Below are 25,818 nucleotides of genomic sequence, written 5' to 3'. Positions count from 1 at the left end.
GCTCAGGCTTTCGTTGCTTTGATGTTGTCAATGAACTGATCAAACAGTGGTGCCACATCGTGGGGACCAGGGCTCGCTTCTGGGTGTCCTTGGAAGCTGAACGCTTTTTTATCAGTACGCGCAATCCCTTGAAGAGAACTGTCGAACAAAGATTTGTGAGTCGCTTCAAGATTCGCTGGCAACGTCGCTTCATCGACTGCGAAACCGTGGTTCTGGCTGGTAATCATCACACGACCAGATTTGATGTCTTGCACTGGGTGGTTAGCACCATGGTGACCAAACTTCATTTTCACGGTTTGAGCGCCACTTGCTAACGCAAGCAACTGGTGTCCTAGACAAATACCGAAAACGGGAATTTCAGTTTCTAGGATGTCTTTAATCGCATTGATTGCGTAATCACATGGCTCTGGGTCACCCGGACCGTTCGATAAGAACACACCGTCTGGATTCAGTGCTAACACGTCGCTCGCAGGTGTTTTCGCAGGAACCACTGTCAAGCGGCAACCACGCTCAACCAGCATACGCAAAATGTTCGTTTTCACACCAAAATCATATGCCACAACGTGAAATGGGAATTCTGTGGGTGTCGTGTGACCGTTTACAAGATCCCAAGTGGACTCTGTCCACTCGTAAGATTTATCGGTCGTTACTTCTTTGGCTAAATCCATGCCTTTCAAACCAGGGAAAGCTTTCGCTTGAGCAACAGCTTCCTCTTCGTTGATGTTATCGCCAGCCATAATGCAGCCAGCTTGAGCACCTTTCTCACGCAAGATACGTGTTAATTTACGCGTATCAATGTCCGCAATACCTACTACACCTTTACGTTTTAGGTAACCATCCAGCGTCTCTTGTTGACGCCAGCTGCTAGAACGTAGAGGTAAATCACGAATGATCAGACCCGAACACCAAACTTGGTTAGACTCTTCGTCTTCAGCGTTAACGCCTGTGTTACCAATGTGTGGGTAGGTCAGAGTGACCATTTGTCGAGCATAGGAAGGGTCGGTAAGAATTTCTTGATAACCGGTCATAGAGGTGTTGAACACAACCTCTGCGGTTGAGGAGCCATCTGCCCCGATCGACACTCCTCTGAATATAGTGCCGTCTTCCAGAGCAAGAATCGCTGATGTTGCCAAAGGAACCTCCCGTTAAAGCCTATTTTAGGTTGCAAAAAAGCGAGGTAAACTCGTGGCCCACCTCGCTTTCTTAAAATTTTGCTGATGTCGTCGCTAATGACTGCTTGCTTTGCTCAGCCACGACTAAAAATCTGATCAATTTTACTCTTATATCGCCAAACCGTCCACTATAAACAGCCCACCAATCGGTAAAGATCGCATGTTTGCAGCGCTTTTTATCTGACCAACTAGACAAGATCAACCAATTAACACAATAACCCGTCGGCTACCTGTTGCGTCGCATCGTACCCCACTAGATTCGCCAGCACAGTTAGCGAAAAAGCCATCGCCATAGCAGGCCCCTGCCCCGTTAAGATATTGCCATCCATGACGATAGGTTGATCAGCCATATATTCAGCCCCCGTTAGACCCTCTTCTAATCCTGGGTAGCAGGTTGCTTGCTTATCAACCACGAAGCCGTGAGGACCTAGCACATACGCGGGAGCCGCACAAATCGCAGCCAGTAATGCGTCTTGAATATCATGTCGCTCAAGCATATCTATCAAAGGTTTGCAGTTGCCCATTGCTTCGGCCCCAGCAAGTCCGCCAGGCAGTACGATCGCATCATACATCTGCTCTGTGACATCTGTTAACAACACATCCGCTTCAATTCGACAGCCACGCGCCGCACGAATCATAGTGTCGTCGTGAATACTTGCCACCGTCACGTCAACACCACCGCGGCGCAACACATCAATGATTGTCACGGTTTCTATGTCTTCACTACCTTGCGCAATCGGCACCAATACATTTGCCATCGTTGGCCTCCTAATCGCTAAAATGTCGAGTCATCAAGCAGGCATCTTCTTGCCCGCCACCTATGACAGAATAATAATTTTTTCGTTGTCCCACTTTGACAAATCCGCACCCGAGATATAACGCGATCGCACTTTCATTGGAGGCGCGCACTTCAAGCAAGCTTTCGGCAATAAGCTGTTCAGCACACCACGCCAACCAAGTGCTCATAAGACGCTTCGCAAGCCCCTTACGTCGATGATTCGTATGCGTCACAATTAACTCTAATTCTGCTTGATCCACTACGTTGGACGCTGTCAGCCAACCGACAATCTGTCTGTCTAGAAGTGTTTCAACCACCCAATTTTGTCGAGTCGTGAGTGCATCATATACATGCGACTCCGCCCAAGGGTTTGGATTTGCGCTTTGATCAAGTGCCGCAATAGCATCTCCGTCTGAAAGAACTGCTGGCCGAATTCGGTAAGTAGAAAAGAAGTCTGTCATAATGAGTATCAGCGCCCAAAAACGGATTGCATAATACGCCACGCATCTTTTCGTAGCTCAGGGACACGCAGCATCTGCGGTAAACTATCCACACGAGCGCAAGGCAGACCTTTTAGTGCGTGACGACTAGGCAATGCGTCGATAAATTGAGCCCCCTGCTCCCCAGCGACAATTACCCAACGTGGTGGCTGGGCCGCTACCTGATTAACAATGAACTGTTCAAACGCACCTAAGATCCAATCTTGGCGATTTAACAAATAACGGTTACGCAATTTACCTGGCCAAATAAAGGTAGCTTTTTGCCACTGGTCGATGTCTTTTTTTAGTAGCGCCTTGCCTAAATTTAACGCCAACTTATCTAGTGCGTCGTCGTCATTAAAAGATAATGGCAAGTCAGTCAGCAGCAAAAGTTCATCAGCCAGCCTGTAACTCGCCATGTGAACACGTGCAGGCAGCCCTGTAGTAACGATCTCTTCGACTGGATCAATATCCACCGATTGCTCTTCGATGGGCTGCAAATCCTCAACAATGACATCGGGCGCTGCATTCAACTGCTGACGCAAGTTGGCAACGGACGCGTCCTTTTGCTCTGGCGCTACTGGTTTCGGTGGGACCGGCTCTTTCGCCGGAGCAAACCCTCCAACATCATATTTAAGCGGTGTCTCGACAGGGGAAGCCTGTCCATCCGCTCGTGACCAAGGCTGTGGAGTGCGATGTACGACCCCCGTCACGGGCTCACTGCCTGCAAACCAACTCACTACCCCCAATTGCTTCAGGTAATCCGTTTGCAAAGACTGTGAGAAAGAAAGTTCACGAGGCACGAGAGGAGCATCCTAAATGGGAGAGTTCAAACTCAAATTATACCCACTTGCCACAACGCGCGCCAAACAAAGTACGATCAATAGCAAATAAATCGATGTTTTGTTACCAACATTCAGGCGACACAAAACCCAATGTGTACATGTCACAAGTATCCAACCTAATGCTTAGGTGGGCCGATATAGATATGTGGAGGTTATATCCTGAACCTGTGCAACGCCTGTTAGTGCCATTGCTACCTCTAATTCTTCACGTAATATTCTCAACATATGGGCAACCCCTGCTGCACCAGCCACCGCTAAGGCATAGAACTGTGGCCGTCCAACCAATACTGCATCCGCGCCCAGAGCCAGCGCTTTAAAGACATCGGTACCACGCTGCACCGCCCCATCCAGAAGTATACAGAAGTCATCGCCCACCGCTTGCCGTACACCTCCGACCAGTTCAAAAGCACTGGGAACACAATCTAATGTGCGCCCGCCATGATTCGATACGACGACCCCTTGGGCTCCCAAGGATTTCGCTTTCATCGCATCATCGGGGTGCAATATCCCTTTTATAATAACGGGCAAATCGGTGTGTGAGATCAACCACTCAACATCCTGCCAATTAGGTGCTTCGCTCATCATCCCTTGAAATACAATGCTTTGATCAGGAGTAAATACCTGTTGTGGTAACTCAGGGCGATCACGTAAATTCACAGCCTCAATCCCTTCGGGTAACGCAAATTTGGCACGCTGCGCACGATTGCGAATCCCGTGAATCGCGGAGTCAACGGTCAATACAATGGCTTCATAACCCGCGGCTTCTGCGCGCTGAATCAGAGCCAAATTAAATGCTCGATCTAACTGCCAATAGAGCTGAAACCACTTGGGTGAAGACAATTGATCACTGATGTTTTCAATCGTGACCGACGCTAGCGTACTGACCATCATCCCCGTCTCCATTGCACTCGCCGCTTGAGCCGTCGCCACCTCGCCTAACGGGTGCGCCATTTTTTGAAAAGCAACGGGCGCTAGCATCAGTGGACTACGCCACGTCTTGCCCAATATGCACGTATGCGTCGTCCCATTAGAAACATCACGCAATACTCGTGGTAATAGATGAATCTCCTCCACCGCACGGCGATTGCGTTCCAATGTCACTTCATCTGCCCCACCCCCATAAACGTACTCAAAGATTGCGTGAGGCAGCACCTGCCGCGCTGCAATTTCATAGTCCGAAACACTGACTATGTCTTCAGAAATAGGATTGTGTGTCATAACCGCCTCATTTAACGTTAAGTGGTTGCGTGCAAACGCAACAATCGGTGGTAAATACCACTCAGCGTCAACACGTCTGGCGAATTTGCACCTTGGGCTTGTGTCAGCTTTTGCACCGACTGGTCTAAATCAAACAACACCGAGCGCATCTCGTGATCCATAATCATGCTTTCAATCCAGAAGAAACTGGCCAACCGTTGCCCCCTTGTCACAGGTGTCACCTGATGCAAACTGGTCGATGGATAAACTACCAAATCTCCCGCATTGAGTTTCACTGTTTGCTCGCCATGATGCCCTTGAATGACCAGCTCGCCCCCTTCGTATTCGTCAGCATGATTAAGAAACAAGGTAGCAGAAAGGTCCGTTCTCAAACGGCTCGGAGAGTTGGGCAGTAATCGAATGGCATTATCCACATGCCAACCGTAGTGCGCCCCATCTTGATAGCGGTTGAACATCGGAGGATAGATTTTTAACGGAAGCGCGCTGGAGACAAACTCAGGTGTTTGGGACAACACTTGCAAAATATGATCCCCGAGCTGCTGTGCCAGCTCACTGTGTTGATCAAGCTGCCAGTTCTGTTTCACTTGCCCCGCTTGGCTACCCGCTGTCGCTTGCCCTGATTGCCAAGCTGCTTGCCGCAGATGTTTTTGGTATTGCTGAACCTCATGCTCATTCAATACCTTAGGAATGGTAATAACCATAACACTCCATCCAAATAAATTGGCCGTCATCCAGCGATGACGACCGTTTACCCACAATCGGTTTAGAATTGATAATTTGCTGTCACACTCGCGGAACGACCATCACCGATGTACATAATATCGCCACCTCGGTACACCGCCGTGTAATATTTTTCATCCGTCACATTTTGAATATTGGCTTGCAAATCAAAATTGTCCGACACTTGGTAGGCAGCAAACACATCGTACACTGTGTACGAAGGCAGCTTTATGTTGCTGTCTTCACTCGTACCTGCGTCAGGCTGACCACCGTAAATTTCACTTGAGTAGGTGACAGCACCACCCAAAGCAAAGTGATCGGTAAATTGGTACTTCGTCTGTGCATAGAGACTATTTTCTGCGAAGTTTGCCTTTGGCTTTCCGACATTCGCCGCGTCATAAGACTTTAGTGTTTCAGAAGACATGACAGCGACACCCACTTGACCGCTTAGACGCTCGGTAACATTACCCGCTAACCCTAGCTCCAAACCTTGAACTCGGTTTTTACCAGTATTTAAGGATCCAGTCGTTTGATAAGAGTTGGACGCGCCTTCGATGACATGATCTTTCGTTACTTGGAACAACGCCGCTGTCAACAGCAATTGATGATCCATCAATTGCCACTTGGTTCCGATTTCATAGTTTGTAGATTGCTCGGGATCGGCATTGGCGTATTGCCCACTTGAATCGACACATACACCTCCATAGCCACAATTTGTCCCCGCGTCCGATTCGCCGCCATTGATATTAGAAGACGTTGACCAAGACGCATAAAGATTACCGTGCTCCCAAGGGGAATAAACCACACCTAGCTGACCATTCCAGAAACCATCACTAAACTGATAACGAGTGTCTGGGTAACTTTGCCCTCGGCTAGTATAGGCAGGTACAAACAAATCGTAATCAAAATGATCGTAGCGAGCCCCGCCACTGACCTCCCACTCCTCGTTCAAGGTAACCGTGTCCGTTAAGAATGCAGAGACGGTTTCCAAGGTGAGCGTTCGGGACGCCGCACTGCGTGAGTAGGAGCCTTGCCATAAGTTGTTATCCGTATTGGTGGGGGTAAGGGTATAGGAATTGGTAGTATTCACATTGTAACTACCAGCCGTCACATCTTCATTGGCGTACTCAATGCCTGTCACAATACTGTGACGCTTACCAAACAAATCGCCGTCCCAAAGCAGATTCGTTTGGTTCCCGATATATTCGTTTTCTTGCCATCCGGTAAATGTGCGGTGTTCGTTGGCAAAACGTGAATGATGATTGGACACGATATAATCGTTTTTTGTCACACCGTATCGGGTTTTGTTTTGTAGGCGCAGAGCGTCCGTCAAATACGCGTCTACCGTTACCGTCGCCACGTCCGCTGCGGTCTTTTTAAAATCCAAACCTTTTTGACCAAGGTAATCACGCTCAGTAATTTCCCCTGTATTACGGTTTATGGCATCCCCTACATCTTCTCGATCATCTGCTCGAAAGTAGTAGTAATCGGCTGTAATCTGTACATCAAGGGTTGGCTCATAAGTCCCAGACACCAAGAACCCTTCACGCTGAGTTCCTGCTGGCGCGCGGTTTGGGATATCAGCCTCGGAGTACAAAGCATTAAAACGCACGGCAAGCTCATCACTTACTACTTTATTCGTATCTAAGGTGTAGCGTTGTTTGTTATCCGTCCCTAGCGTGCCGCTCAGATTGGTGAAGTCATCATTGTAGGAGGCTTTTTTAGTGACTGAGTTAACCGCACCGCCGGTCGTTCCTCGTCCACCAAACGTCGAGCTGGGACCTTTTGATATCTCTACTTGTTCTAGAGCAAAGGTTTCTCGAGTAATTAAACCCGGCTCCCGTAAACCATCCGTGTACACATCGCTTCGCGCCTCGTACCCACGAATAATGTAGCGATCACCAAATGAGTTCCCCCCTTCGCCCGTCCCTAACGTAATGCCAGGTTGTGCGCTCAAGATGGTTTCTAAATCAGTCTTACCTGACTCTTCAATCGAGTCTTTGGTGAGCACCGTGATGGTTTTAGGTGTGTCCGCAATATCTCGCGTGTACTTAATGTCCGACATACGATTGGCTTTGTAAGGAGCATCGGGTTCTGCGTAAGGGTTCGCATCAGGCTCTAACTCTTCACTTTCGACCATAATCGTATCGAACGTAATGGCACTTTCTTCGGCGTAAGCCATTCCCGACAACACACTGGACACCGCAACAGCTAACGCCGTTCGCTTGAGATGAGACCTTTCAGTCACGCGCTTTTCATTCATGAATACCGAACTGGACACAAAAACACTCCCGAATTTTCCAAATTTTAAATGAGAATCATATTCAACGGGAGCAGAGAATATTTGCAAATGAGAACAATTGTCAATATTATTTGCAAAGTATTTTAAATCTTGTAACTGCAAAACTGCTTAACGGAACGGACGGTAGAGGTACGTATGAATAGCAAAAAAATGTCTTTAACACTTGGGCTGAGCGCAACCCTTATAACTGCACTCTATAGCCAATATGCAATATCTAGAGGCGAAGTGAATATTTACTCTGCACGGAAAGAAGCACTCATTGCACCAGCACTTGAGGCTTATGCAAAAAAATATCATGTCCAAGTCAATCTCATTACGGGCAATGCGGATACGTTACTACAACGACTAAAACAGGAGGGTGACGCCAGCCCAGCGGATATTTTCATCACCGTGGATGCAGGCCGATTACAACGTGCGAAAGACGCGGGCGTATTGCAACCCTTCGACTCTGACACTATCAACGCAAAAGTCCCTTCACATCTGCGCGACTCAGATAACTATTGGGTCGGCCTGTCACAGCGAGCACGCGTCATCTTTTATAATCCTAAAAAGATCAATCAAGCGGAATTATCAACCTACGAAGCCTTAGCCGATCCAAAATGGAAAGGTCGAATATGCGTACGCTCTTCAGAGAATATCTACAATCAATCCTTGGTGGCATCTATGATAGCCGCCAACGGGGAGCGCGCCACAGGAGAGTGGATAAAAGGATTAGTAGCCAACCTCGCGCGCGCGCCCTTCGGTGGTGATACGGATTTGCTTCGTGCGGTAGAAGCAGGTGTGTGTGATCTGACGCTTGCGAACACCTATTATTTTGGCCGACTAGGACAAAGCAACAAGCCGAACGATCAACAAGTTTTCAACAACGTCGCATTATTTTGGCCAAATCAAGCCACTGAACAACGCGGAGCACATGTAAATGTGAGCGGTATTGGCCTTACACATTCTGCACGTAACAGTCGCAATGCGAGGCGATTGATGGAGTTTCTAGTTTCTCAAGAAAGCCAAAATTGGTATGCCGATGTGAACAATGAGTACCCAGTGATTAAAAATGCGGACTTCCCAAGCTCCTTGACTCAATTTGGCACATTCAAGGCAGATACGTTACCGCTCAACCTACTTGGAGAATACAATCGCCGCGCTACAGAACTCATGGACGCAAACGGCTGGAAATAGAGGAATAACAAAGAGGTTGAAGGTCGTGCGACAGCGCGACCTAGATTGCCACCTGCTGCACTATTTCCTGATAGAGCTGCAAGGCAAGGATGTCCGTCATGATATGATCAAGAATTAAAAGTGCTGCCAACCCGACAATTCGCCCTGATATCCTTCCACATCAAAGCCAGACGCAGTTATTTCGCCGACTCTAGCGCATGCTAAATGCAGAGTTTGCGTAATCAACTGTATTTCTTCACGAGCGCTTTTCGGAGCGGTAAAACACAATTCATAGTCGTCTCCCCCTGTGAGCGCCAATGTCTGTGCACAATCAGGCTTCCAACTTAACAGCTCCTCAGACACGGGCAACGCACTTAATTGCAGTGTTGCACCGACGTTGGATGCCTTAGTGATATGTTGTAAGTCTTGCGCCAAACCATCCGAGATATCCAGCATGCTGTGAGCCACACGTTTTAAGGCCATCCCAGCAATCAGCCGCGGAGAAGGTCGCCAGAAACGATCGTAAAAATAATCAAACCGCTCCGCGGACACTTGCAACTCGCCGGTCACGATCGGGACGGCGGCGGCGGCATCCCCTAGCGTACCCGTTACATAAATGTCGTCTCCTACTTGCGCTTGGCTGCGTCTCGGTGTGTGATCCTGCTCAACATAGCCATGCACTTGTAGGGTAATGGTTAAGGGGCCTTTCGTCGTGTCACCGCCAACCAATAACAAACCAATGGGCTCGGCCAACTCGGCCATCCCCTCTGCAAAGGCGGCCAGCCATTGCGGATCGGAGTCCGGCATGGTCAAAGCCAAGGTGAAAAACGCAGGTTTTGCCCCCATTGCGGCCAGATCACTAACACACGTAGCAACTGCTCGGTAACCGATATCCAGCGGGTCAGCATCAAATGGGAAATGGCGACCTTCCACCATTGTATCCATTGAAAACACCAACGTTTGCCCATCAGGTACTTTCACTTGCGCACAGTCATCGCCGATACCTAATAAGATGTCATTTCGGCCTTGAGTATTGGCCATCATTGACGACTGAAAAATAGATCGAATCAATTCAAACTCGTGCATGCTAGCCCCTAAGGCAGATAAAAGAAAAGCCATCGAATGGATGGCTTTTCGAGACTCTAATGTGCGTTTATTTGGCGTTACGGCGCGCGGCAATCTCTTCGCGGCGTACACGTTGGGCTAGCTTATCAAGAATACCGTTAATGTATTTATGACTCTCGCTGGCACCAAATGATTTAGCCAACTCCACACTTTCATTAATCGCAACGCGGTAAGGTACATCCAAGCGCTCGGAGAGCTCATAGGCGCCGATACGCAATGTTGCCAACTCGATCGCATCTAGCTCAGACAACGAACGATCTAGTAATTCCTCAAACAAATTATCCAGAACCTTGGCTTTAGATGAAACACCATAAACCAATTCACGGAAATACACCTTGTCGCATGACCCCATATCTTGATCGACAGCGAACTGCGCCTCAATCTCGTTCACTGCCGAGTGGTTCATTTGCCACTGGTAAATAGCCTGCAACGCCAACGCACGGGATGCGCTGCGCAACTGCGAGCGAGATGGTTTTTTCGGCGCTTTTGCCTTGTCTTGTTCAGTCATGCTTTTCTTAGCCTTCCAAATTACGTAAAACGGCTACCGTTTCTAGAGCAGAAAGTGCGGCTTCGCCACCTTTATTACCTGCTTTCGTGCCAGCACGCTCGATTGCCTGTTCAATTGTATCAACGGTTAGTACACCAAACGACACAGGAATACCAAACTGCAAAGCAAGTCGGCTTAAGCCTGATACACACTCTCCCGCAACGTATTCAAAGTGTGGCGTACCACCACGGATCACAGCGCCGAGGGCGATGATCGCGTCATATTGTTTTTGCTCGGCAACTTTCTGCACCACAACCGGAATCTCAAATGCTCCCGGCGCATAAACAACTGTAATGTCTTCTTTTTTAATGCCGTGACGCACCAATGTATCAATAGCACCTTCTTTTAGGCTCTCTACGATGTAGCTATTGAAGCGGCCGACAACAAGAGCAAACTTCGCTCCAGGTGCTGCGAAATGACCTTCATAAGTCTTTATATCGCTCATAATTGCCTCTTAACTTAAACTTGATCAGCGCTCACAGGAGCGCCTTTATAAGGAATAAACTCCACCGTTTCTAAATCAAAACCGGTGATGGAAAACTTCTTCGGTGAGCTTAGCAAACGCATTCGGCGCACACCTAAATCACGCAAAATTTGCGACCCAGTACCGACCGTCAGATAAGCCCCAGAGCCACTTTCATTCGAACCTTTCCCCGCAGGCGGATTCAACGAAACGAGAAAACTTTCTGCCAAATCCGTTGGACGTGTTGCAGAGTCAACCAGTACCACAACACCGCAACCCTCTTTAGCGATATACTCCAGCGCGCCTAGCATCGACCATTTTGGCTCACCACCTGGTACAGTAATGCCTGCTACATCTCGCGCTGGGTCACGCACATGAACACGTACTAACGTTGGTGTTTCTGCAGCAACATCACCTTTCACAAACGCTAGGTGGCTTAAGCCTTGAACCGTGTCGCGATAGGTAATGAGATTAAACTCACCCACCTCAGTTTCCACCAATTGCTCCGCCTCGCGTTGCACGGTCGTTTCATTCAGAGTGCGGTAATGAATCAGGTCGGCGATTGTACCAATTTTTATGCCATGTTTCTCGGCAAACTTCTCTAAATCTGGGCGACGAGCCATGGTGCCATCATCATTGATCACTTCTACGATCACAGACGCGGCTTCGTAGCCGGCCATTCGCGCCAAATCACACCCTGCTTCGGTATGACCTGCTCGTGATAATACACCACCAGGGCGTGCCATTAACGGAAATACATGACCAGGCTGAACGATATCAGACGGTTTTGCATTCGCCGCTACGGCTCGCTTAACGGTCAGTGCGCGGTCAGCAGCAGAAATCCCAGTGGTAACACCTTCGGATGCTTCAATCGAAAGCGTGAAATTTGTACTAAACGCCGCGCCATTTTGCGTCACCATTAACGGTAGATTCAACTGTTCACAACGCTCAGGCATCAGCGTAAGACAAATCAAACCCCGTGCGTGTACCGCCATGAAGTTAATAATTTCTGGCGTGATGCACTCGGCAGGAACAATCAGGTCACCCTCATTCTCACGATCTTCGTCGTCCATCAGAATGACCATTTTACCTTGACGCATATCCGCCAATATTTCTTCAATTGAATTAATCGCCATCGCTGTTCACCTTTCTATTATTCTAGAGGTCTTCTTCGTCACGGTATTGGGGGACATAGACCAGCTTAATATCGGAACCAATTTTTGCTACATCAACCAAGTCTAGCTCAACAGCCTCAGACATGTTCTCAAGTGGTAAATTAACGAGTGGTCGCGCAGCGGAGCCTAATAGCTTCGGCGCCATGTAAATCACAAGCTCATCCACCAAACCCGCATTCAAAAAAGCCCCCGCCAACTCAGCGCCAGTTTCCACTAGGACTTCGTTAATGCCTTCGTCAGCAAGTTGCCCCATCGCCTCAACAAGGTCTAAACGATCGTCGTCGCCTCGAGGCACAAAGCGCACAGCAATTCCTTTCTTTTGCAAGGCCGCAAGGTGATCGTCTTCTATTTCTTCCTCATCACAAAAGATCGTTGCTTGATCCGTCGGGTAAAGAATTTTAGCTTCTGGTGGCACAGACAATGCGGTATCCATAATCACACGTAACGGCTGCCGAACCTGCTTCGCGTCTACTTCATTCCCTTCTGTGTCGATGCGAACGGTCATACTTGGATTGTCCATAATCACTGAACCGATACCCGTAACAATCGCCGCGCTTTGCGCGCGCAATCGTTGCACGTCTTGACGCGCCTCAGGGCCTGTAATCCACTGGCTTTCACCCGATTCCATCGCGGTGCGGCCGTCCACACTCATGGCAAGTTTGACTCGCACATAAGGCAACCCTTCTTCCATGCGCTTGATAAAGCCAGGATTCAGAGTACGACATTCGGATTCCATAACAGGCCCAGTCACTTTTACACCCGCTTTTTCAAGCGCTGCTAGCCCATTACCCGACACTTCTGGATTCGGATCTTGCATACCGTAAACCACCTCGGCCACGCCAGCGCTAATCAGCGCTTCAGCACACGGCGGCGTGCGACCATGATGGCTGCAGGGCTCCAACGTGACATAAGCCGTCGCACCAGAGACGTCGGCGGTAGCATTGGCCAATGCTTGAACTTCAGCATGACCTTCACCCGCTTTCGCGTGAAAGCCTTCTGCAATAATCTGCCCATCTTTTACAATGACGCACCCAACACGCGGATTAGGATGGGTGGTGTATACACCACGGCGCGCTAGTTGAAGTGCACGCGCCATGAATTGCTGATGTACCATTTATTTCTCCTCGGGCACTCGTTTAGCACCGTTTTCTAAACGCTCGATCTCTTCACGAAACTCGCTGATGTCTTTAAAACTACGATATACCGATGCAAAACGAACATAAGCAACCTGATCTAGGCGTTTAAGCTCATTCATCACGGCTTCGCCAATGACTCGAGAAGCGACCTCTCGCTCCCCTGTAGCTTGCAGGGTTTCTTTTATTCGAGCGATAGCGGTTTCAATCGCCTCAATGCTTACTGGGCGTTTTTCTATTGCTTTGAGAATACCTGAACGCAGTTTCTCTTCGTCAAAAGGGACGCGACTGCCATCACTTTTAATCAGTTTAGGCATTTGCAACTCAGCAATTTCGAACGTCGTAAAACGCTCTTGGCAATGACCACACGTTCGACGACGGCGCACTTGCGCGCCTTCTGAAACGAGACGAGAATCAAGGACTTTGGTATCTTGGGCACCACAAAAAGGACAACGCATGCTGGTTCCAATACTTGGGAAAATTTCGTACGATGCGAGCTATTATTAAACGGCTCATATTAGTGCAAGATAATACCAATCCCACCTTAATATAGCTACCGACCCGTCATCAGCCAATTCGCTTGATTAAGGTTTTTTTGATTAGCGCAGGAGCGACTTTCGGATGATGTTTGCCGAACTTTCAGGACTCGTAGCAGCCTTGTGCTGGACCATTTCAAGCCTTTTGGCTCCCAAACTCATTGCACAAATCGGTGCATTTCGCTTCAACCTTTTTCGCATCTCATTTGCAGCGAGCTTGATGTGCATCATAAGTTTGTGGCGCATTAACGAACTCGGGACATTGGCACACTTTATTTTGCCGCTCATTCTGTCTGGTCTACTTGGCATTTTGGTCGGAGATAGCTTCTTGTTTAGTGCAGTGCATCGCTTAGGCCCACGCCGTGCTGGGGTATTGTTTGCCATGAACGCCCCTTTTTCTATTGTGCTCGCATGGCTGTTTTTAGGTGAGGCACTCTCATTCATCGAGCTGCTTTGCTGCGCCATTGTGTTAATCGGCGTGGCCATTGCCATCTTATTTGGCAAACAAGGGCAGACACACGATTGGGAAAACACTAAGGGTTCGCTTGCGGTGGGCGTCAGCATGGCATTGATGGCTGGACTCTGTCAGGCCAGCGGTGCTTTAGTGGCCAAGCCTGCCCTACTGGCTGGCGTTGATCCAATAGTCGCCTCCGCGGTGCGCGTCACCACTGGCGCCATTGGCCTACTCATAACGTATTGTTTTTACTTTAAGCCCCGCTACGGAGAGAACATTTCCTCTATGAAGGCATTACCTTGCGCCTTTTGGCTGAGGTTAGCACTGGTGGCAACCGTGGGCATGGTCATCGGTATGAGTATGCTGGTATGGGGGGTTGGTAATGCCAATGTCGGCATCGTTACTACCTTATCCGCTACCGTGCCCGTGTTGATCTTGCCAGGACTGTGGCTCACCACAAAACAACGACCTGCCTTGGGAGCGTGGATTGGGGCAATATTCGTCGTTGGCGGTGCGGTCGGCATTATTCTGAATTAAACCTAGCTATGCTATGCTAAGCGCATTCGTTTTAACGTTTTATTCAACTCAGGAACAGACAGAACCTTATGGCACAGTTTGTATACAGCATGAACCGCGTAGGCAAGGTTGTACCGCCTAAACGCGAGATCCTAAAAGACATTTCCCTTTCATTTTTCCCTGGTGCTAAGATCGGCGTTTTAGGTCTTAACGGCTCAGGTAAATCCACTTTATTGCGCATCATGGCCGGCGTCGATACCGAATATAACGGTGAAGCTCGCCCAATGCCGGGACTCAAAGTCGGCTATCTTCCACAAGAGCCAGAACTGGACCCAACCAAAGATGTACGCGGCATTGTTGAAGAGTCCGTCGCTGATGTTAAAGATGCTCTAGCTCGCCTTGACGCAGTGTACGCAGCGTACGCTGAGCCCGATGCAGATTTTGATGCGCTAGCAAAAGAACAAGCCGAGCTTGAAAACCTCATTGAAGCCAAAGACGGCCACAACTTGGACCGCGCTTTAGAAGTCGCCGCTGATGCACTACGTCTACCCCCTTGGGAAGCGAGTGTGGAGCACTTATCAGGGGGTGAACGTCGCCGTGTTGCACTGTGTCGTCTACTGCTCGACAAACCAGACATGATCCTTCTTGACGAGCCGACTAACCACTTGGACGCTGAATCCGTTGCGTGGCTAGAGCGTTTCTTAAAAGATTACCCAGGTACTGTTGTGGCGATTACCCACGACCGTTACTTCTTGGATAATGCCGCTGGTTGGATCCTAGAGCTTGACCGTGGTCACGGTATTCCATACGAAGGCAATTACTCTTCTTGGCTCGATCAAAAGAATGCGCGCCTAGAAATGGAAGCCAAACAGCAAGCGTCCCACAACAAAGCCATTAAATCTGAGCTTGAATGGGTACGTCAAAACGCCAAAGGTCGCCAATCTAAATCCAAAGCACGTTTGTCTCGCTTCGAAGAGATGAACTCGAAAGAGTTCCAAGAGCGTAACGAGACCAATGAGCTGTACATCCCACCTGGCCCACGCTTGGGTAACAAGGTGATCGAAATCGAAGGTGTGTCCAAAGGGTTTGATGGCCGCGTATTGATCGAAGACTTCAACATGGTTGTGCCTCCTGGTGCCATCGTCGGCGTCGTCGGCGGTAACGGTGCTGGTAAATCGACTCTGTTCAAAATGATCGCAGGCCAAGAGCAGCCCGATGCAGGCACCGTCACACTGGGTGAAACAGTACAGCTTGCTTACGTTGATCAGATGCGTGAGCTAGATGGTGAGAAAACCGTCTTCGAAGAAATCTCTGACGGCCAAGACATCATCACCGTACACAACTGGAAAGTTCCAGCGCGTGCCTACATTGGCCGCTTTAACTTCAAAGGCTCTGATCAGCAAAAACTGGTGAAACACCTATCGGGTGGTGAGCGTAACCGTCTGCACCTTGCAAAACTTCTTAAAGAAGGCGGCAACGTCTTGCTATTGGACGAACCGACCAACGACTTGGACGTTGAAACACTACGCGCCTTGGAAGAAGCACTGCTTGCGTTCCCAGGTTCTGCCATCGTGATTTCCCACGACCGTTGGTTCCTTGACCGTGTTGCGACACACATCTTAGCGTACGAAGGTGATTCCAAAGCCGTATTCTTCGAAGGTAACTACCAAGAATACGAAGCGGACTACAAAGCTCGCACCGGCAACGACGCCACACCGACTCGCATCAAATACAAACGTATCGACGCCTAGTCAAAATTCCGACCTACGGCAGACTTTATCGCTGTAGGTCGGAATTTATTCCGACAAATCAACGCACAGTGTCGCGATGAATCACGACCTACAATGCGCTACAAATACACTGAATCCCAATATGGATATTCTTGAACGTTTCTAACCAACCCTTTTCGTAATGGATTGGCGACAATATACCTAGCAACTTTCAAACGATCCTCTTCTGCACGCAATGCGTGATCGTGAAACGAAGGCTGCCATAAGCTCCCGCTAGCATTCAGATACTTATTAATTACATTCGAACTACTGCCTTTCAAATGACGAACAATAGAAGATAACTGCGCACTCTCACCATCCAAACGAACCAGTCCGTGAAAGTGATCAGGCATCAGAACCCAAGCTAACCAAGTACATTGATGCAGCTGTTGATTTCTTTTTATTTGCTGGCAAAACAAGTGAGCTAACTCGAAGTCTAAAAAGTGAGGAGTTCTGTTGAGAGTATTGAAAGTGATCAGATATTCGAAGTGCAACTTTGAATATCGACCTTTTCTAAGATCATTCCATGACATATAACCTCCTTGTTAATGTCTTTTAAAAACACAAAATTGTCGCGATAAATCACGACCTACAAACCAACCCTCTGTAGGTCGGAATTTATTCCGACAATTCTAAACACAATGTCTCGATCAATCACGACCTACAATGCGGCTTCCGCTTCTTCTAGGGCTTCTTGCGCTTCAAACCAAGCTTCTTCTGCTTGTTCAAGCGACTGCTTCCATTTGGCTTCATTGGCGAGCAAGGCGGTGAGTTTGTCTTTATTAGCCGCTTCGTAAAGGCTGTTATCAGACATCGCTTCACTAATGGTATCGAGATGACCTTGAGCGGTCTGCATCGCTTTTTCGTGCTTTTCCACCGCTTTACGTAGAGGACGCAGTTTCTCGCGCAATTCAGCGGCTTTACGGCGCTCTTCTTTGCGATCCACTTTATCTACTTTTGGCTCACCCGACTCGGCCTTTTCAGCTTGGTTGGCTTGTTGTTGGCGCGCTTGCAACCACTGATGATACGCCTGTAAGTCACCATCGAATGCTTCCACTTTATGATCCGCCACTAGGAAGAACTCATCCACAGTGCTGTTCAGCAAGTGTCGATCGTGGGACACCACTAGAATCGCGCCATTGAATTCTTGCAAGGCTTCCGTCAAAGCTTGGCGCATTTCGATGTCCAAGTGGTTCGTCGGCTCGTCGAGCACGAGCAAGTTCGGTTTCTGCCACGCAATCAATGACAGCGCCAAGCGAGCCTTTTCACCACCCGAGAAGCCTTTTACTGCTCGGAGGGCATCATCGCCCACAAAACCAAACCCACCCAGATATCGGCGCACATCCGACTCTAGGGCAGTCGGTGTCAAACGCTGGATATGCAACACGGGCGAGGCTTCTAGGTCTAATGCACTGAGCTGATGCTGAGAAAAGTAGCCAATTTTAGTGTTTTCCCCATAAACTCGCTCGCCACCGAGTAGCTCCAACTCCTGCACGATGGACTTGATAAGTGTGGATTTACCCGCGCCATTAGGGCCCAACAAGCCGATACGCTGGCCATCACGCAACGAGAAATTGGACTGTGCCAACTGAACTTTGTGCGATCCATCGTCCAACACATAACCCAGATCAGCTTGAATCAAACTGACAAGCTGGTCCGAGGTTTTATCCGCCATTGGAATGGTAAATTCAAACTGGGAATCGATGTGTGCTGGGCCGATGGATTCCATTTTTTCCAGCATCTTCAAACGACTCTGCGCCTGCTTCGCCTTAGTCGCTTTGTAACGAAAGCGGTCTACATACTGCTGTAAATGCTCGCGTTTGCGCTGCTGTTGCTCAAACGTGGCTTGCTGTTGCGCCAAATGTTCGGCCCGCTGACGCTCGTAGTTCGAGTAATTCCCTTTATAAAGATTGAGCTTTTTCTGGTACAGGTGCACGATATGGCTACAGATACCATCGAGAAAATCCCTGTCGTGTGAAATCAACAATAGCGTACCGGGATAACCGCGCAGCCAGTTCTCTAGCCACATGACCGCATCCAAATCTAAGTGGTTGGTCGGCTCATCGAGTAGCAGTATGTCCGAAGGGCTCATCAAGGCGCGTGCGAGGTTCAAGCGGATACGCCAACCGCCAGAGAAGTCCGACACGTTGCGTTGCATGTCGGCCATTTTAAAACCAAGCCCCTGCAGCAGCATTTCTCCACGTGCTTGCGCTGTGTAGCCGTGCGCATTTTCGTATTCGCTGAGCCAATGAGCGTGACCATGATCATCGCCATTGGCTTGAGCCTCTTCAATTTTAGCTTCGATCAGACGCAGGCGCTCATCGCCATCAAGGCAATAATCCAAAGCTGAGCGGTCTACCTCTTCGACTTCTTGAGCCATAAACGAAATACGGCGTTGGCCCGGCAAAATAATCTCCCCCGTGTCGGCATGCAATATTCCGCGCACCATCGCAAACAACGATGACTTGCCCGCGCCATTCGCTCCGATCAACCCGACTTTCTGACCTTCAAAAATGGTCATATCGGCGTGCTCAAGCAAAAACTGCGTACCGCGCTGCAAACTGATTTGGGAAAACTGAATCATGAGGCTCTCTGTAATGAAAAATCGAAAGCGGCATTTTATCTAGATTGTCGCTTTAAAGCACGGCCTACACATTTCAATTACACCTTTAATCCTTACCATCCATCCCCACATAGGGTGCAAACCTTTTTACTGCGTTCTAAAATACGCAGATACTTTATTTAACGGTGCTTCTTGTGAACAATATCAACGAAATCCAACGCTTTTCCTTTGACCACACCAATGTTCGGGGCGAGCGCGTACTATTAACCGATGCTTATCAAAACATTATTTCCCGCAAATCCTACCCTGAGTCGCTGGAAAAACTGTTAGGCGAATTTACCGCCGCCATTGCGTTATTGCGTGACATTATTAAGATCGATGGCGTGCTATCGATTCAGTGTAAAGGCAACGGGCCTTTGCAAACCCTAATGACCGAATGCGATGAAAAACAAAATCTTCGAGGCATCGCGCAATGGGATCAAGAGCAAGAGTTCCCTGCAACGGTCTCCCTAAAAGAATTACTAGAAGGTGGCTATCTCGTCATTACAATCACACCTCGTAACGGCCAGCGTTACCAGGGCATAGTCGAAATCGTTGGCGATTCGCTGGCGGAGTGCCTAGAACAATACTTCATGCAATCAGAACAACTGCCCAGCCGCGTATGGCTCGCGTCTAATGGAGTGCAGGCTGGTGGATTATTCCTACAACGCCTACCAGCAGAGCAAGCGCAAGAAGGCGATGAAGACGCTTGGGAACGCTTCGTTCACTTAGCATCGACGGTTAAAGATGAAGAGCTATTTGATCTTGACACCGCAACGCTCTTACACCGCCTTTACCACGAGGAAGAGCTGCGTTTATACGATGCTAAAACCATGCAGTTTGGGTGCTCTTGTACACGTCAGCGGACCTTGGACGCAATCATTTCTATGGGCGCCGAAGAAGTGCGTGAAATCCTAAGTGAACAAGGCGCTATCAACGTAGAGTGTCAGTTTTGCGCCGAGTCTTACTCCTTTTTAAAAGAAGACTTAGATGACTACTTAGGTGACCAAGCCCACACTCATTAAATAGCTTTCTGTGGGTCGATCTTCATCCCGATAACAACGTGTCGAGATGAATCTCGACCTACAGAACCCACCATCACCCAACCAGCTAGAGCTCGAACGGTAGGTCGGAATTCATTCCGTCAAAACACCTGTCTAGATGAATCTCGACCTACAGCCTTCACCATCTTTACTTTTAAAATTGACAAATACCGTCAGCCATCCGTAAAGACGCTTGTCGACCGTTTTATCGAGGCATACATTCAAACGACGCCTTGTGCTTGGCATATCATTCCAAGACAAACAAGGTGTGCAGGTGAAGGGGTTCACTTTGGTAAAGTGACAACATGGGTTGGCGTAGGAACGCCTTCTTATGCTAGAACAGTACCTTGGATCGATTTGCGAGGCACAAGGCGTATCTTCAGCTAGAACAAACCACGTTTGTTTGCCACGCTTGAAATTCTCATTTCGCACCCCAACAAGTTCTTATGTGAAAGACTTTTTAAACTAATTACCAACGGAACGAGTTCTCATGAAAAAAACATTAGTCGCCGCGCTGGTCATGTCCTCCATTTCAATGGCACAAGCGGATGATCACGTCGAGCTAGACAGCAAAGAGCAAAAACTCGGTTACGCTATTGGCACCATGTTCGGTGGCCGTATGGCAAGTGACTTTGATGGCCTAGATTTAGAGGCTTTCAAAGCAGGTTTTGAAGACTCGTTCAAAGGCAACGAGCCGCAAATGACAATGGAAGAAGTACAAACAACGATTCAAACCTTCCAGCAAGAACAAATGGAAAAAGCGCAACGCGAACAGGCAGAGCTGGCAGAAAAAGCCAAAGCCGAAGGCCAAGCTTGGATTGATGAAAAAGCCGAAGAAGACGGCGTCATGGTCACAGAGTCAGGCCTAGCATACAAAGTGATCACCGAAGGTGACGGCGACAAGCCAAGCGAAACCGACACCGTTAAAGTGAACTACGAAGGTAAACTAATCGATGGCACCGTATTTGACAGCTCCTACGAGCGCGGCGAGCCGATCTCTTTCCCTCTTAATCAAGTCATCCCAGGCTGGACAGAAGGCGTACAGCTTATGCCTGTCGGATCAAAGTACGAATTCTACATTCCATCTGACCTCGCCTACGGCCCCGGTGGCACTGGCCCAATCCCACCGAATGCCGCGCTGCAATTCACAGTTGAACTGCTAGACATCGAGCAACCAGAAGAAGCGCCAGCTGAGTAATACAGCCTTACTTTTATATTTAAACGGCCTCATATGAGGCCGTTTTTGTATCCACCTACAACCTCCCACCCTTGTTTGTCGAAGTTTATTCCGACTCAAAATCTATGCTACGATAATTTCAGCCACTAGGAAGGTGGAGATAGACAACACAAGGAATAGTTATGTCGATGTTATTTTTTCATTTCGACGGTACTGACAATTGTCCAAACGATGCCTACGCATCATCAAGCAGCATTATCAGTATCACCAACGTACTAAAATCTCACCTGCTATTAGGCGGGCGCATCAAAGATCATCCAGGGGTCACACCTACACACTCCACCCATCGCAGTTTCTACTACGCTGGCATTGGCACCTATGGCCATTGGTTCGAACAGAAATTCAACGCTGCCTTCGCCATTGAAACGGGTCATGTTGCAACGATTTTAAATCGCGCACTGCAAGATTTTAAAGCACACTACAATACCGCCACGAGCCATATTGTACTCATCGGTTTCAGCCGCGGAGCGGCCCTAGCCAGACGCTTTGCTGCATTAATCACACCTCTCTTAGATCGCGCTATCATCATCGAAGCTGTACTCGACACCGTCGCGTCCATCGGCTGGCCGAATCTAGAAGTGACTCAACGCCCCACCACAGATGTGGTCTTCGAACACGGCCACACTCTTCCCGAGGGCGTCCACAAAGCACTGCATCTCGTGGCACTGGACGAACAACGCCTCGCATTTCGACCGACATTAATGAATCACGACAAACGGGCACGAGAAATATGGCTACCAGGGGTACATTCAGACATTGGGGGAAGCTATCGCAAAGATGGCATTGGCGATGTAGTCTTGCAGATATTTACGAACTGGATCGAACAGCAGACAAACCAACGCTGTTATCAAATGGTTCGTAGCAAAGGTACGCTGGGATCCCCATGGCAGCCGTTACTTAAAATTGAACCTAAGCCTTATGGCAAAATACATTATCAAGAAAGTCGCATTGGCGCATGGCATGACCTTACCCTCGCGCCGAGACTCTGCAGCGTCCTCGAGCAGGATCAAACCAGCTTGACCTTGTCACCGCATTGGCATCGAAGCGTGATTCAACGCATCCACAGTAACACAGGATACTTCCCCATCACCCGATGCCCCATTCCAGCAACTATTTGGAGGTCTTCTAACCAGCAATCCCGCGCGCGATAGATCGTAATTTATTTCGACAAAAACAACGCACCACCCCGAACGGTAGGTCGGAACTTATTCCGACAGAAACAACATTGTCTCCATGAATAACGGCCTACAAAAACACTGTTATAACGCTTCGCCTTTGGCTTCTCGCTCGGCCCACCGCGTCGCCGCCCAGAAGAATACAATCGGAAAAACATACATCATCACACCGATATTATGGCTAAACATCGACTGCGTCAGCGCAAAATCCATATAACTCATCGGCACCAACGCCCCCGCCATGGCATAGGCTTTAACGTTCCAATTGTCTTTATATTCACGCATCTTCGCTAAGAACAATCTCAAAGGAACCAAATACACAGCCATCAGCGCTAAGAACCCAACCAAGCCCCGCAACCCTAATGCATCAATATATTCATTATGAGCATGGGAAAACCTAGCAGCACTGTTCGTCATTAGCCCTTCTTGGGCTAGCTGTTTTTTGACCTCTAACCCACGGTATTCACCTACACCAAATAACGGGGCAGTGGTGAATAAATGCAGATTTGCTTTCCACATTTCAAAACGAAGTCCAATCGAGGTGTTAGGGTTACCTTTGAAATATACATCAATGCCGTGTATTGCTTGATCTACGCGTTTCGCAACGCCAAGTTGAGGCACGTTGAGCACAATTACGACACTAGCAATTGCTAGGATACAAATACCAACAACCAGCTTCTTTCCTAATAAGTCCCTGCTTTGCCATAGCAGGAATAATAAGATCAACGGCACCGCTACCCAGCCGCCGCGCGAGCCGGATAACAAAGACCCCATAACACCTGACACAAACGCTACTGCAGCCAAAGCAGTAAGTAAGCGTTGACGTTTAGAAAAGAAATACAATGCAGTCACCGCACTTAACAGCCCAAGCAACAAGGATATATCCCCAAACATGATAGGGTTCTCCCCTCCTTTTGCTCTGGGTATATGCAACACAAAGCGCTCGTAGATCGCCACTGCCAAAGCTCCATAGGAGCCAAGCATTGCCCCTATCCAAAGAGCAACACGAGGCCCCTGGCTATAAAGCATCAAGAACAAGACCGGTAGTACTAGGAGAAAACGAGAAGGACGATCCAGCTCTCTATAATGCCAACCATCCAAATAGACAAACAGCACCATGAGGAAAAAGTAAGCAGCGAAAGTGATCGCCAAACGCTTGTCTTGAGCAGATAGACGCTGCTTGGAAAGTTGAAGAGCTGCTGCTGACATGAGAAATAACGCCGCTGATCCCACACTATACCCATTAGGGATAACCAACGACAGAGCTAAACATAAACCTGCTAGCCACCAAACGCCCTGTTTTAACAACATATCTGCTTCCTTAAAAAGTCCGAAGCATTTTAAAGAGAAAATACAGTTTTGTGTACCCTATTCCCTCAATGCAACGAGCTTTTAGGCTTCTCACCAGCTCGGCTTTCGCAACTCTCCCACACAAGGTCACACAAGCCACTACTTGGCTTGTAGCCAGTCGGCGCTTCTAGCAACAGTTTTTGGACCAGTGGGATATCAAAACGATGACAGCCATCATCTAACGCGGCCAATAGCTTCTGAAAGTCTTCCCACTCAAGAGAAACTTCTTGCGCTGTCATAATACGAGGGTGATGAGTCGCCTCAACATTGTCACCGATCAAAAGCTCCTCGTAGAGCTTTTCACCTGGACGTAGACCTGAAAATTGTACCTCAATATCCCCTTCGGGATTATCAAAGTCACGTACCTCCAACCCCATGAGGTGAATCATCTTACGCGCTAAATCGGCTATCTTAACCGATTCCCCCATATCCAATACAAACACATCTCCACCCTTACCCATAGCTCCGGCTTGAATCACTAGCTGAGATGCTTCAGGAATCGTCATGAAGTAGCGGGTAATATCTTTATGTGTGACCGTTACAGGACCACCTTTGCGGATCTGGTCTCGGAACAATGGCACCACCGAACCAGATGACCCGAGCACATTACCAAAACGCACCATACAAAACGTCGTTTTAGTAAACTGCTTCGACAATGCTTGCAACGCTAGCTCTGCGACACGTTTAGACGTCCCCATGATATTGGTTGGGCGCACAGCTTTATCTGTCGAAACTAGTACAAATCGCTCTACACCCACTTCTGCAGCGGCTTTGGCCGTGTAATATGTGCCAAAAACATTATTACGGACACCTTCAACGATGTTGTACTCCACCAGTGGTACATGTTTATACGCAGCAGCGTGATATACCGTCTGCACAGCGAAGATACGCATAACTGTTTCGACGCGATTTGATTTTTGCACTGTACCAATAATGGGTTTAATTGTGACATTTAAGTCATGCTTCTTCGCCAGCTTAGTGAGCTCGGAATCAATGCTATATAAGGCAAACTCGGACAACTCAAATAACACCAGTTCTTTAGGGTTCTGCATCAAAATCTGACGACACAATTCTGAACCAATTGAACCGCCAGCACCGGTTACCATCACCACTTTGCCAGTAATGTCCTTACCCATAAGATCTTCTCGGGGCGCTACTGGCTCACGACCAAGCAAGTCTTCAATAGCCACATCTCGCAGCTGGTCAATCGACGCGTCACCCGAAACCAAGTCCGACATGGCAGGGATTGACTTTACTTCAATTTTAAGGGGCTCCAACTTGGCTAAAATCAAACTTTTTTGAGATCGAGGAATATTAGGCATCGCTAACAAAATCTGCTTAATGTCGGTTTTATTAAGCATATGTTTTAAATGGCCAAAACTATAGACAGGTCGCCCCATAACAAAGGTGTTATGTAAGTTTTTGTCATCATCAATAAAAGCAATCGCGTCGTATTCATTACCATGCATCAACGATTGAGCAAGCTGCCTTCCAGCAGAACCAGCACCATAAATAACCACTTTTTCACAACTCTTTCGGCCAGCCGTCGCTACCAGTGCTCGGACAAAGAATCGACTGCCCGCGATGAAAATCAGCAGCAACATAGCAAACAATAACGGCACAGTACGCGGTAAATCGTACCCCGTGAAAAAACTGGCCATAACCAAAGTAAAGGTTGCAGTGCCGATACCAATTAGAATCGCTCCGGCTACTTTTATCCCCATGTAACGTAACACGGCACGGTACAATCCAAATTTGTTAAACATCATGAGTGTTATAGGTAATACAATTGCCCACAGCACCCAGTTACCCTCTTGATAAAATACCGTTGGACGATCAACTTGAATTACCCATGCCCCCCAATAGGCAATCGATATAGCTACTGTATCAAGTAAAAGGGAAATTGCACGTTTCCATCGACGTGGAAGACGAAAAATAGGCGCTAGCAATAAGTCCATAATTACTCCTTATACGATCCCCAGAGACACTTCCTATTATCGTCTCAATAAATCACGAGAAATACT

General features: G+C 48.3%; 23 protein-coding genes. 6 read left to right on the top strand and 17 right to left on the bottom strand.

The features are described from left to right. Nucleotides 1–2: 2 nt before the first annotated feature. The 7 genes from carA to DN730_RS10610 all read right to left on the bottom strand — a co-directional run bounded on the left by carA (nt 3) and on the right by DN730_RS10610 (nt 7,493). The gene (carA, locus tag DN730_RS10640; protein ID WP_115468123.1) at nt 3–1,133 is read right to left on the bottom strand and encodes a glutamine-hydrolyzing carbamoyl-phosphate synthase small subunit; all 1,131 of its coding nucleotides are present in this window, start codon (nt 1,131–1,133) and stop codon (nt 3–5) included. Nucleotides 1,134–1,378: 245 nt separating this feature from the next. Further along, nucleotides 1,379–1,930, bottom strand: a complete 552-nt coding sequence (locus DN730_RS10635) for a DJ-1 family glyoxalase III (RefSeq protein WP_115468122.1) — start codon at nt 1,928–1,930, stop codon at nt 1,379–1,381. Nucleotides 1,931–1,940: 10 nt separating this feature from the next. Further along, nucleotides 1,941–2,411 (bottom strand): GNAT family N-acetyltransferase, encoded by a 471-nt coding sequence (locus tag DN730_RS10630; protein WP_115468121.1) that lies wholly within the window; start codon nt 2,409–2,411, stop codon nt 1,941–1,943. Nucleotides 2,412–2,419: 8 nt separating this feature from the next. Beyond that, a complete protein-coding gene (locus tag DN730_RS10625) occupies nt 2,420–3,232 on the bottom strand; it encodes a hypothetical protein (protein ID WP_115468120.1) in 813 nt (270 codons plus the stop codon). Nucleotides 3,233–3,397: 165 nt separating this feature from the next. Further along, on the bottom strand, nt 3,398–4,492 hold the full coding sequence (locus tag DN730_RS10620) for an alpha-hydroxy acid oxidase (RefSeq protein ID WP_115468119.1): 1,095 nt from the start codon (nt 4,490–4,492) through the stop codon (nt 3,398–3,400). A gap of 17 nt (nt 4,493–4,509) precedes the next feature. Then, nucleotides 4,510–5,193, bottom strand: coding sequence for a Fe2+-dependent dioxygenase (locus tag DN730_RS10615; RefSeq protein WP_115468118.1), 684 nt, complete (start codon nt 5,191–5,193; stop codon nt 4,510–4,512). A 62-nt stretch (nt 5,194–5,255) separates the two neighbouring features. Continuing rightward, nucleotides 5,256–7,493: a TonB-dependent receptor gene (locus DN730_RS10610; protein ID WP_147290577.1), complete on the bottom strand. Its 2,238-nt coding sequence runs from the start codon at nt 7,491–7,493 to the stop codon at nt 5,256–5,258. 156 nt (nt 7,494–7,649) lie between these two features. On the opposite strand from DN730_RS10610, the gene DN730_RS10605 reads away from it, so the two are divergent. After that, complete coding sequence (locus DN730_RS10605) at nt 7,650–8,690, top strand: Fe(3+) ABC transporter substrate-binding protein (protein WP_115468116.1); 1,041 nt, start codon at nt 7,650–7,652, stop codon at nt 8,688–8,690. 114 nt (nt 8,691–8,804) lie between these two features. Here DN730_RS10605 and thiL read toward each other — a convergent pair whose 3' ends face one another. The 6 genes from thiL to nrdR form a co-directional block, all read right to left on the bottom strand. Next, nucleotides 8,805–9,755 (bottom strand): thiamine-phosphate kinase, encoded by a 951-nt coding sequence (thiL, locus tag DN730_RS10600; protein ID WP_115468115.1) that lies wholly within the window; start codon nt 9,753–9,755, stop codon nt 8,805–8,807. 67 nt (nt 9,756–9,822) lie between these two features. Then, nucleotides 9,823–10,302 carry a transcription antitermination factor NusB gene (gene nusB / locus DN730_RS10595; protein WP_115468114.1) on the bottom strand — a complete coding sequence of 160 codons (480 nt, stop codon included), beginning with the start codon at nt 10,300–10,302 and terminating at the stop codon, nt 9,823–9,825. A 7-nt stretch (nt 10,303–10,309) separates the two neighbouring features. Then, complete coding sequence (gene ribH, locus DN730_RS10590) at nt 10,310–10,786, bottom strand: 6,7-dimethyl-8-ribityllumazine synthase (protein WP_115468113.1); 477 nt, start codon at nt 10,784–10,786, stop codon at nt 10,310–10,312. Nucleotides 10,787–10,800: 14 nt separating this feature from the next. Then, nucleotides 10,801–11,940, bottom strand: a complete 1,140-nt coding sequence (gene ribBA / locus DN730_RS10585) for a bifunctional 3,4-dihydroxy-2-butanone-4-phosphate synthase/GTP cyclohydrolase II (protein ID WP_115468112.1) — start codon at nt 11,938–11,940, stop codon at nt 10,801–10,803. Between the two features lie 22 nt (nt 11,941–11,962). Continuing rightward, the gene (ribD, locus tag DN730_RS10580; RefSeq protein WP_115468111.1) at nt 11,963–13,093 is read right to left on the bottom strand and encodes a bifunctional diaminohydroxyphosphoribosylaminopyrimidine deaminase/5-amino-6-(5-phosphoribosylamino)uracil reductase RibD; all 1,131 of its coding nucleotides are present in this window, start codon (nt 13,091–13,093) and stop codon (nt 11,963–11,965) included. Beyond that, nucleotides 13,094–13,570, bottom strand: coding sequence for a transcriptional regulator NrdR (gene nrdR, locus DN730_RS10575; protein ID WP_115468110.1), 477 nt, complete (start codon nt 13,568–13,570; stop codon nt 13,094–13,096). It abuts the gene before it with no gap. A gap of 163 nt (nt 13,571–13,733) precedes the next feature. Here nrdR and DN730_RS10570 point away from each other — a divergent pair, with 163 nt between their 5' ends. Together DN730_RS10570 and ettA are read left to right on the top strand one after the other, a co-directional pair. Beyond that, complete coding sequence (locus DN730_RS10570; protein WP_115468109.1) at nt 13,734–14,639, top strand: DMT family transporter; 906 nt, start codon at nt 13,734–13,736, stop codon at nt 14,637–14,639. A gap of 68 nt (nt 14,640–14,707) precedes the next feature. Beyond that, nucleotides 14,708–16,369: an energy-dependent translational throttle protein EttA gene (ettA, locus tag DN730_RS10565; protein WP_115468108.1), complete on the top strand. Its 1,662-nt coding sequence runs from the start codon at nt 14,708–14,710 to the stop codon at nt 16,367–16,369. A gap of 98 nt (nt 16,370–16,467) precedes the next feature. Here ettA and DN730_RS10560 read toward each other — a convergent pair whose 3' ends face one another. Then, on the bottom strand, nt 16,468–16,920 hold the full coding sequence (locus tag DN730_RS10560; RefSeq protein WP_115468107.1) for an REP-associated tyrosine transposase: 453 nt from the start codon (nt 16,918–16,920) through the stop codon (nt 16,468–16,470). A gap of 128 nt (nt 16,921–17,048) precedes the next feature. Continuing rightward, nucleotides 17,049–18,971 carry an ABC-F family ATP-binding cassette domain-containing protein gene (locus tag DN730_RS10555; RefSeq protein WP_115468106.1) on the bottom strand — a complete coding sequence of 641 codons (1,923 nt, stop codon included), beginning with the start codon at nt 18,969–18,971 and terminating at the stop codon, nt 17,049–17,051. A 173-nt stretch (nt 18,972–19,144) separates the two neighbouring features. Here DN730_RS10555 and hslO point away from each other — a divergent pair, with 173 nt between their 5' ends. The 3 genes from hslO to DN730_RS10540 all read left to right on the top strand — a co-directional run bounded on the left by hslO (nt 19,145) and on the right by DN730_RS10540 (nt 22,420). After that, nucleotides 19,145–20,014 carry an Hsp33 family molecular chaperone HslO gene (hslO, locus tag DN730_RS10550; RefSeq protein WP_115468105.1) on the top strand — a complete coding sequence of 290 codons (870 nt, stop codon included), beginning with the start codon at nt 19,145–19,147 and terminating at the stop codon, nt 20,012–20,014. A 508-nt stretch (nt 20,015–20,522) separates the two neighbouring features. Continuing rightward, the gene (gene bamJ, locus DN730_RS10545) at nt 20,523–21,230 is read left to right on the top strand and encodes a BamJ family beta-barrel-assembly machinery protein (RefSeq protein WP_115468104.1); all 708 of its coding nucleotides are present in this window, start codon (nt 20,523–20,525) and stop codon (nt 21,228–21,230) included. 161 nt (nt 21,231–21,391) lie between these two features. Continuing rightward, a complete protein-coding gene (locus DN730_RS10540) occupies nt 21,392–22,420 on the top strand; it encodes a T6SS phospholipase effector Tle1-like catalytic domain-containing protein (RefSeq protein ID WP_115468103.1) in 1,029 nt (342 codons plus the stop codon). A gap of 108 nt (nt 22,421–22,528) precedes the next feature. Here the strand turns inward: DN730_RS10540 and DN730_RS10535 are convergent, their stop codons facing one another. Further along, nucleotides 22,529–23,755 carry an O-antigen ligase family protein gene (locus DN730_RS10535; protein WP_115468102.1) on the bottom strand — a complete coding sequence of 409 codons (1,227 nt, stop codon included), beginning with the start codon at nt 23,753–23,755 and terminating at the stop codon, nt 22,529–22,531. 65 nt (nt 23,756–23,820) lie between these two features. Beyond that, a complete protein-coding gene (locus DN730_RS10530) occupies nt 23,821–25,752 on the bottom strand; it encodes a polysaccharide biosynthesis protein (protein ID WP_115468101.1) in 1,932 nt (643 codons plus the stop codon). Between the last annotated feature and the right edge of the window lie 66 nt (nt 25,753–25,818).

It is taken from the genome of Marinomonas piezotolerans (assembly GCF_003362755.1).
Classification (GTDB): Bacteria; Pseudomonadota; Gammaproteobacteria; order Pseudomonadales; family Marinomonadaceae; genus Marinomonas; species Marinomonas piezotolerans.
This window is presented reverse-complemented; position numbering and strand designations above follow the sequence as displayed.

Excerpts from the sequence above, each read along its gene's own strand:
- DN730_RS10605 (WP_115468116.1), top strand. The coding sequence starts at position 7,650 with ATGAATAGCAAAAAAATGTCTTTAACACTTGGGCTGAGCGCAACCCTT.
- DN730_RS10540 (WP_115468103.1), top strand. The coding sequence starts at position 21,392 with ATGTCGATGTTATTTTTTCATTTCGACGGTACTGACAATTGTCCAAAC.
- thiL (WP_115468115.1), bottom strand. The coding sequence starts at position 9,755 with ATGCACGAGTTTGAATTGATTCGATCTATTTTTCAGTCGTCAATGATG.
- nrdR (WP_115468110.1), bottom strand. The coding sequence starts at position 13,570 with ATGCGTTGTCCTTTTTGTGGTGCCCAAGATACCAAAGTCCTTGATTCT.
- DN730_RS10530 (WP_115468101.1), bottom strand. The coding sequence starts at position 25,752 with ATGGACTTATTGCTAGCGCCTATTTTTCGTCTTCCACGTCGATGGAAA.
- DN730_RS10535 (WP_115468102.1), bottom strand. The coding sequence starts at position 23,755 with ATGTTGTTAAAACAGGGCGTTTGGTGGCTAGCAGGTTTATGTTTAGCT.
- DN730_RS10630 (WP_115468121.1), bottom strand. The coding sequence starts at position 2,411 with ATGACAGACTTCTTTTCTACTTACCGAATTCGGCCAGCAGTTCTTTCA.
- ettA (WP_115468108.1), top strand. The coding sequence starts at position 14,708 with ATGGCACAGTTTGTATACAGCATGAACCGCGTAGGCAAGGTTGTACCG.
- ribD (WP_115468111.1), bottom strand. The coding sequence starts at position 13,093 with ATGGTACATCAGCAATTCATGGCGCGTGCACTTCAACTAGCGCGCCGT.
- DN730_RS10635 (WP_115468122.1), bottom strand. The coding sequence starts at position 1,930 with ATGGCAAATGTATTGGTGCCGATTGCGCAAGGTAGTGAAGACATAGAA.
- DN730_RS10560 (WP_115468107.1), bottom strand. The coding sequence starts at position 16,920 with ATGTCATGGAATGATCTTAGAAAAGGTCGATATTCAAAGTTGCACTTC.
- DN730_RS10555 (WP_115468106.1), bottom strand. The coding sequence starts at position 18,971 with ATGATTCAGTTTTCCCAAATCAGTTTGCAGCGCGGTACGCAGTTTTTG.
- DN730_RS10570 (WP_115468109.1), top strand. The coding sequence starts at position 13,734 with ATGATGTTTGCCGAACTTTCAGGACTCGTAGCAGCCTTGTGCTGGACC.
- bamJ (WP_115468104.1), top strand. The coding sequence starts at position 20,523 with ATGAAAAAAACATTAGTCGCCGCGCTGGTCATGTCCTCCATTTCAATG.
- DN730_RS10615 (WP_115468118.1), bottom strand. The coding sequence starts at position 5,193 with ATGGTTATTACCATTCCTAAGGTATTGAATGAGCATGAGGTTCAGCAA.
- ribH (WP_115468113.1), bottom strand. The coding sequence starts at position 10,786 with ATGAGCGATATAAAGACTTATGAAGGTCATTTCGCAGCACCTGGAGCG.
- ribBA (WP_115468112.1), bottom strand. The coding sequence starts at position 11,940 with ATGGCGATTAATTCAATTGAAGAAATATTGGCGGATATGCGTCAAGGT.
- DN730_RS10620 (WP_115468119.1), bottom strand. The coding sequence starts at position 4,492 with ATGACACACAATCCTATTTCTGAAGACATAGTCAGTGTTTCGGACTAT.
- nusB (WP_115468114.1), bottom strand. The coding sequence starts at position 10,302 with ATGACTGAACAAGACAAGGCAAAAGCGCCGAAAAAACCATCTCGCTCG.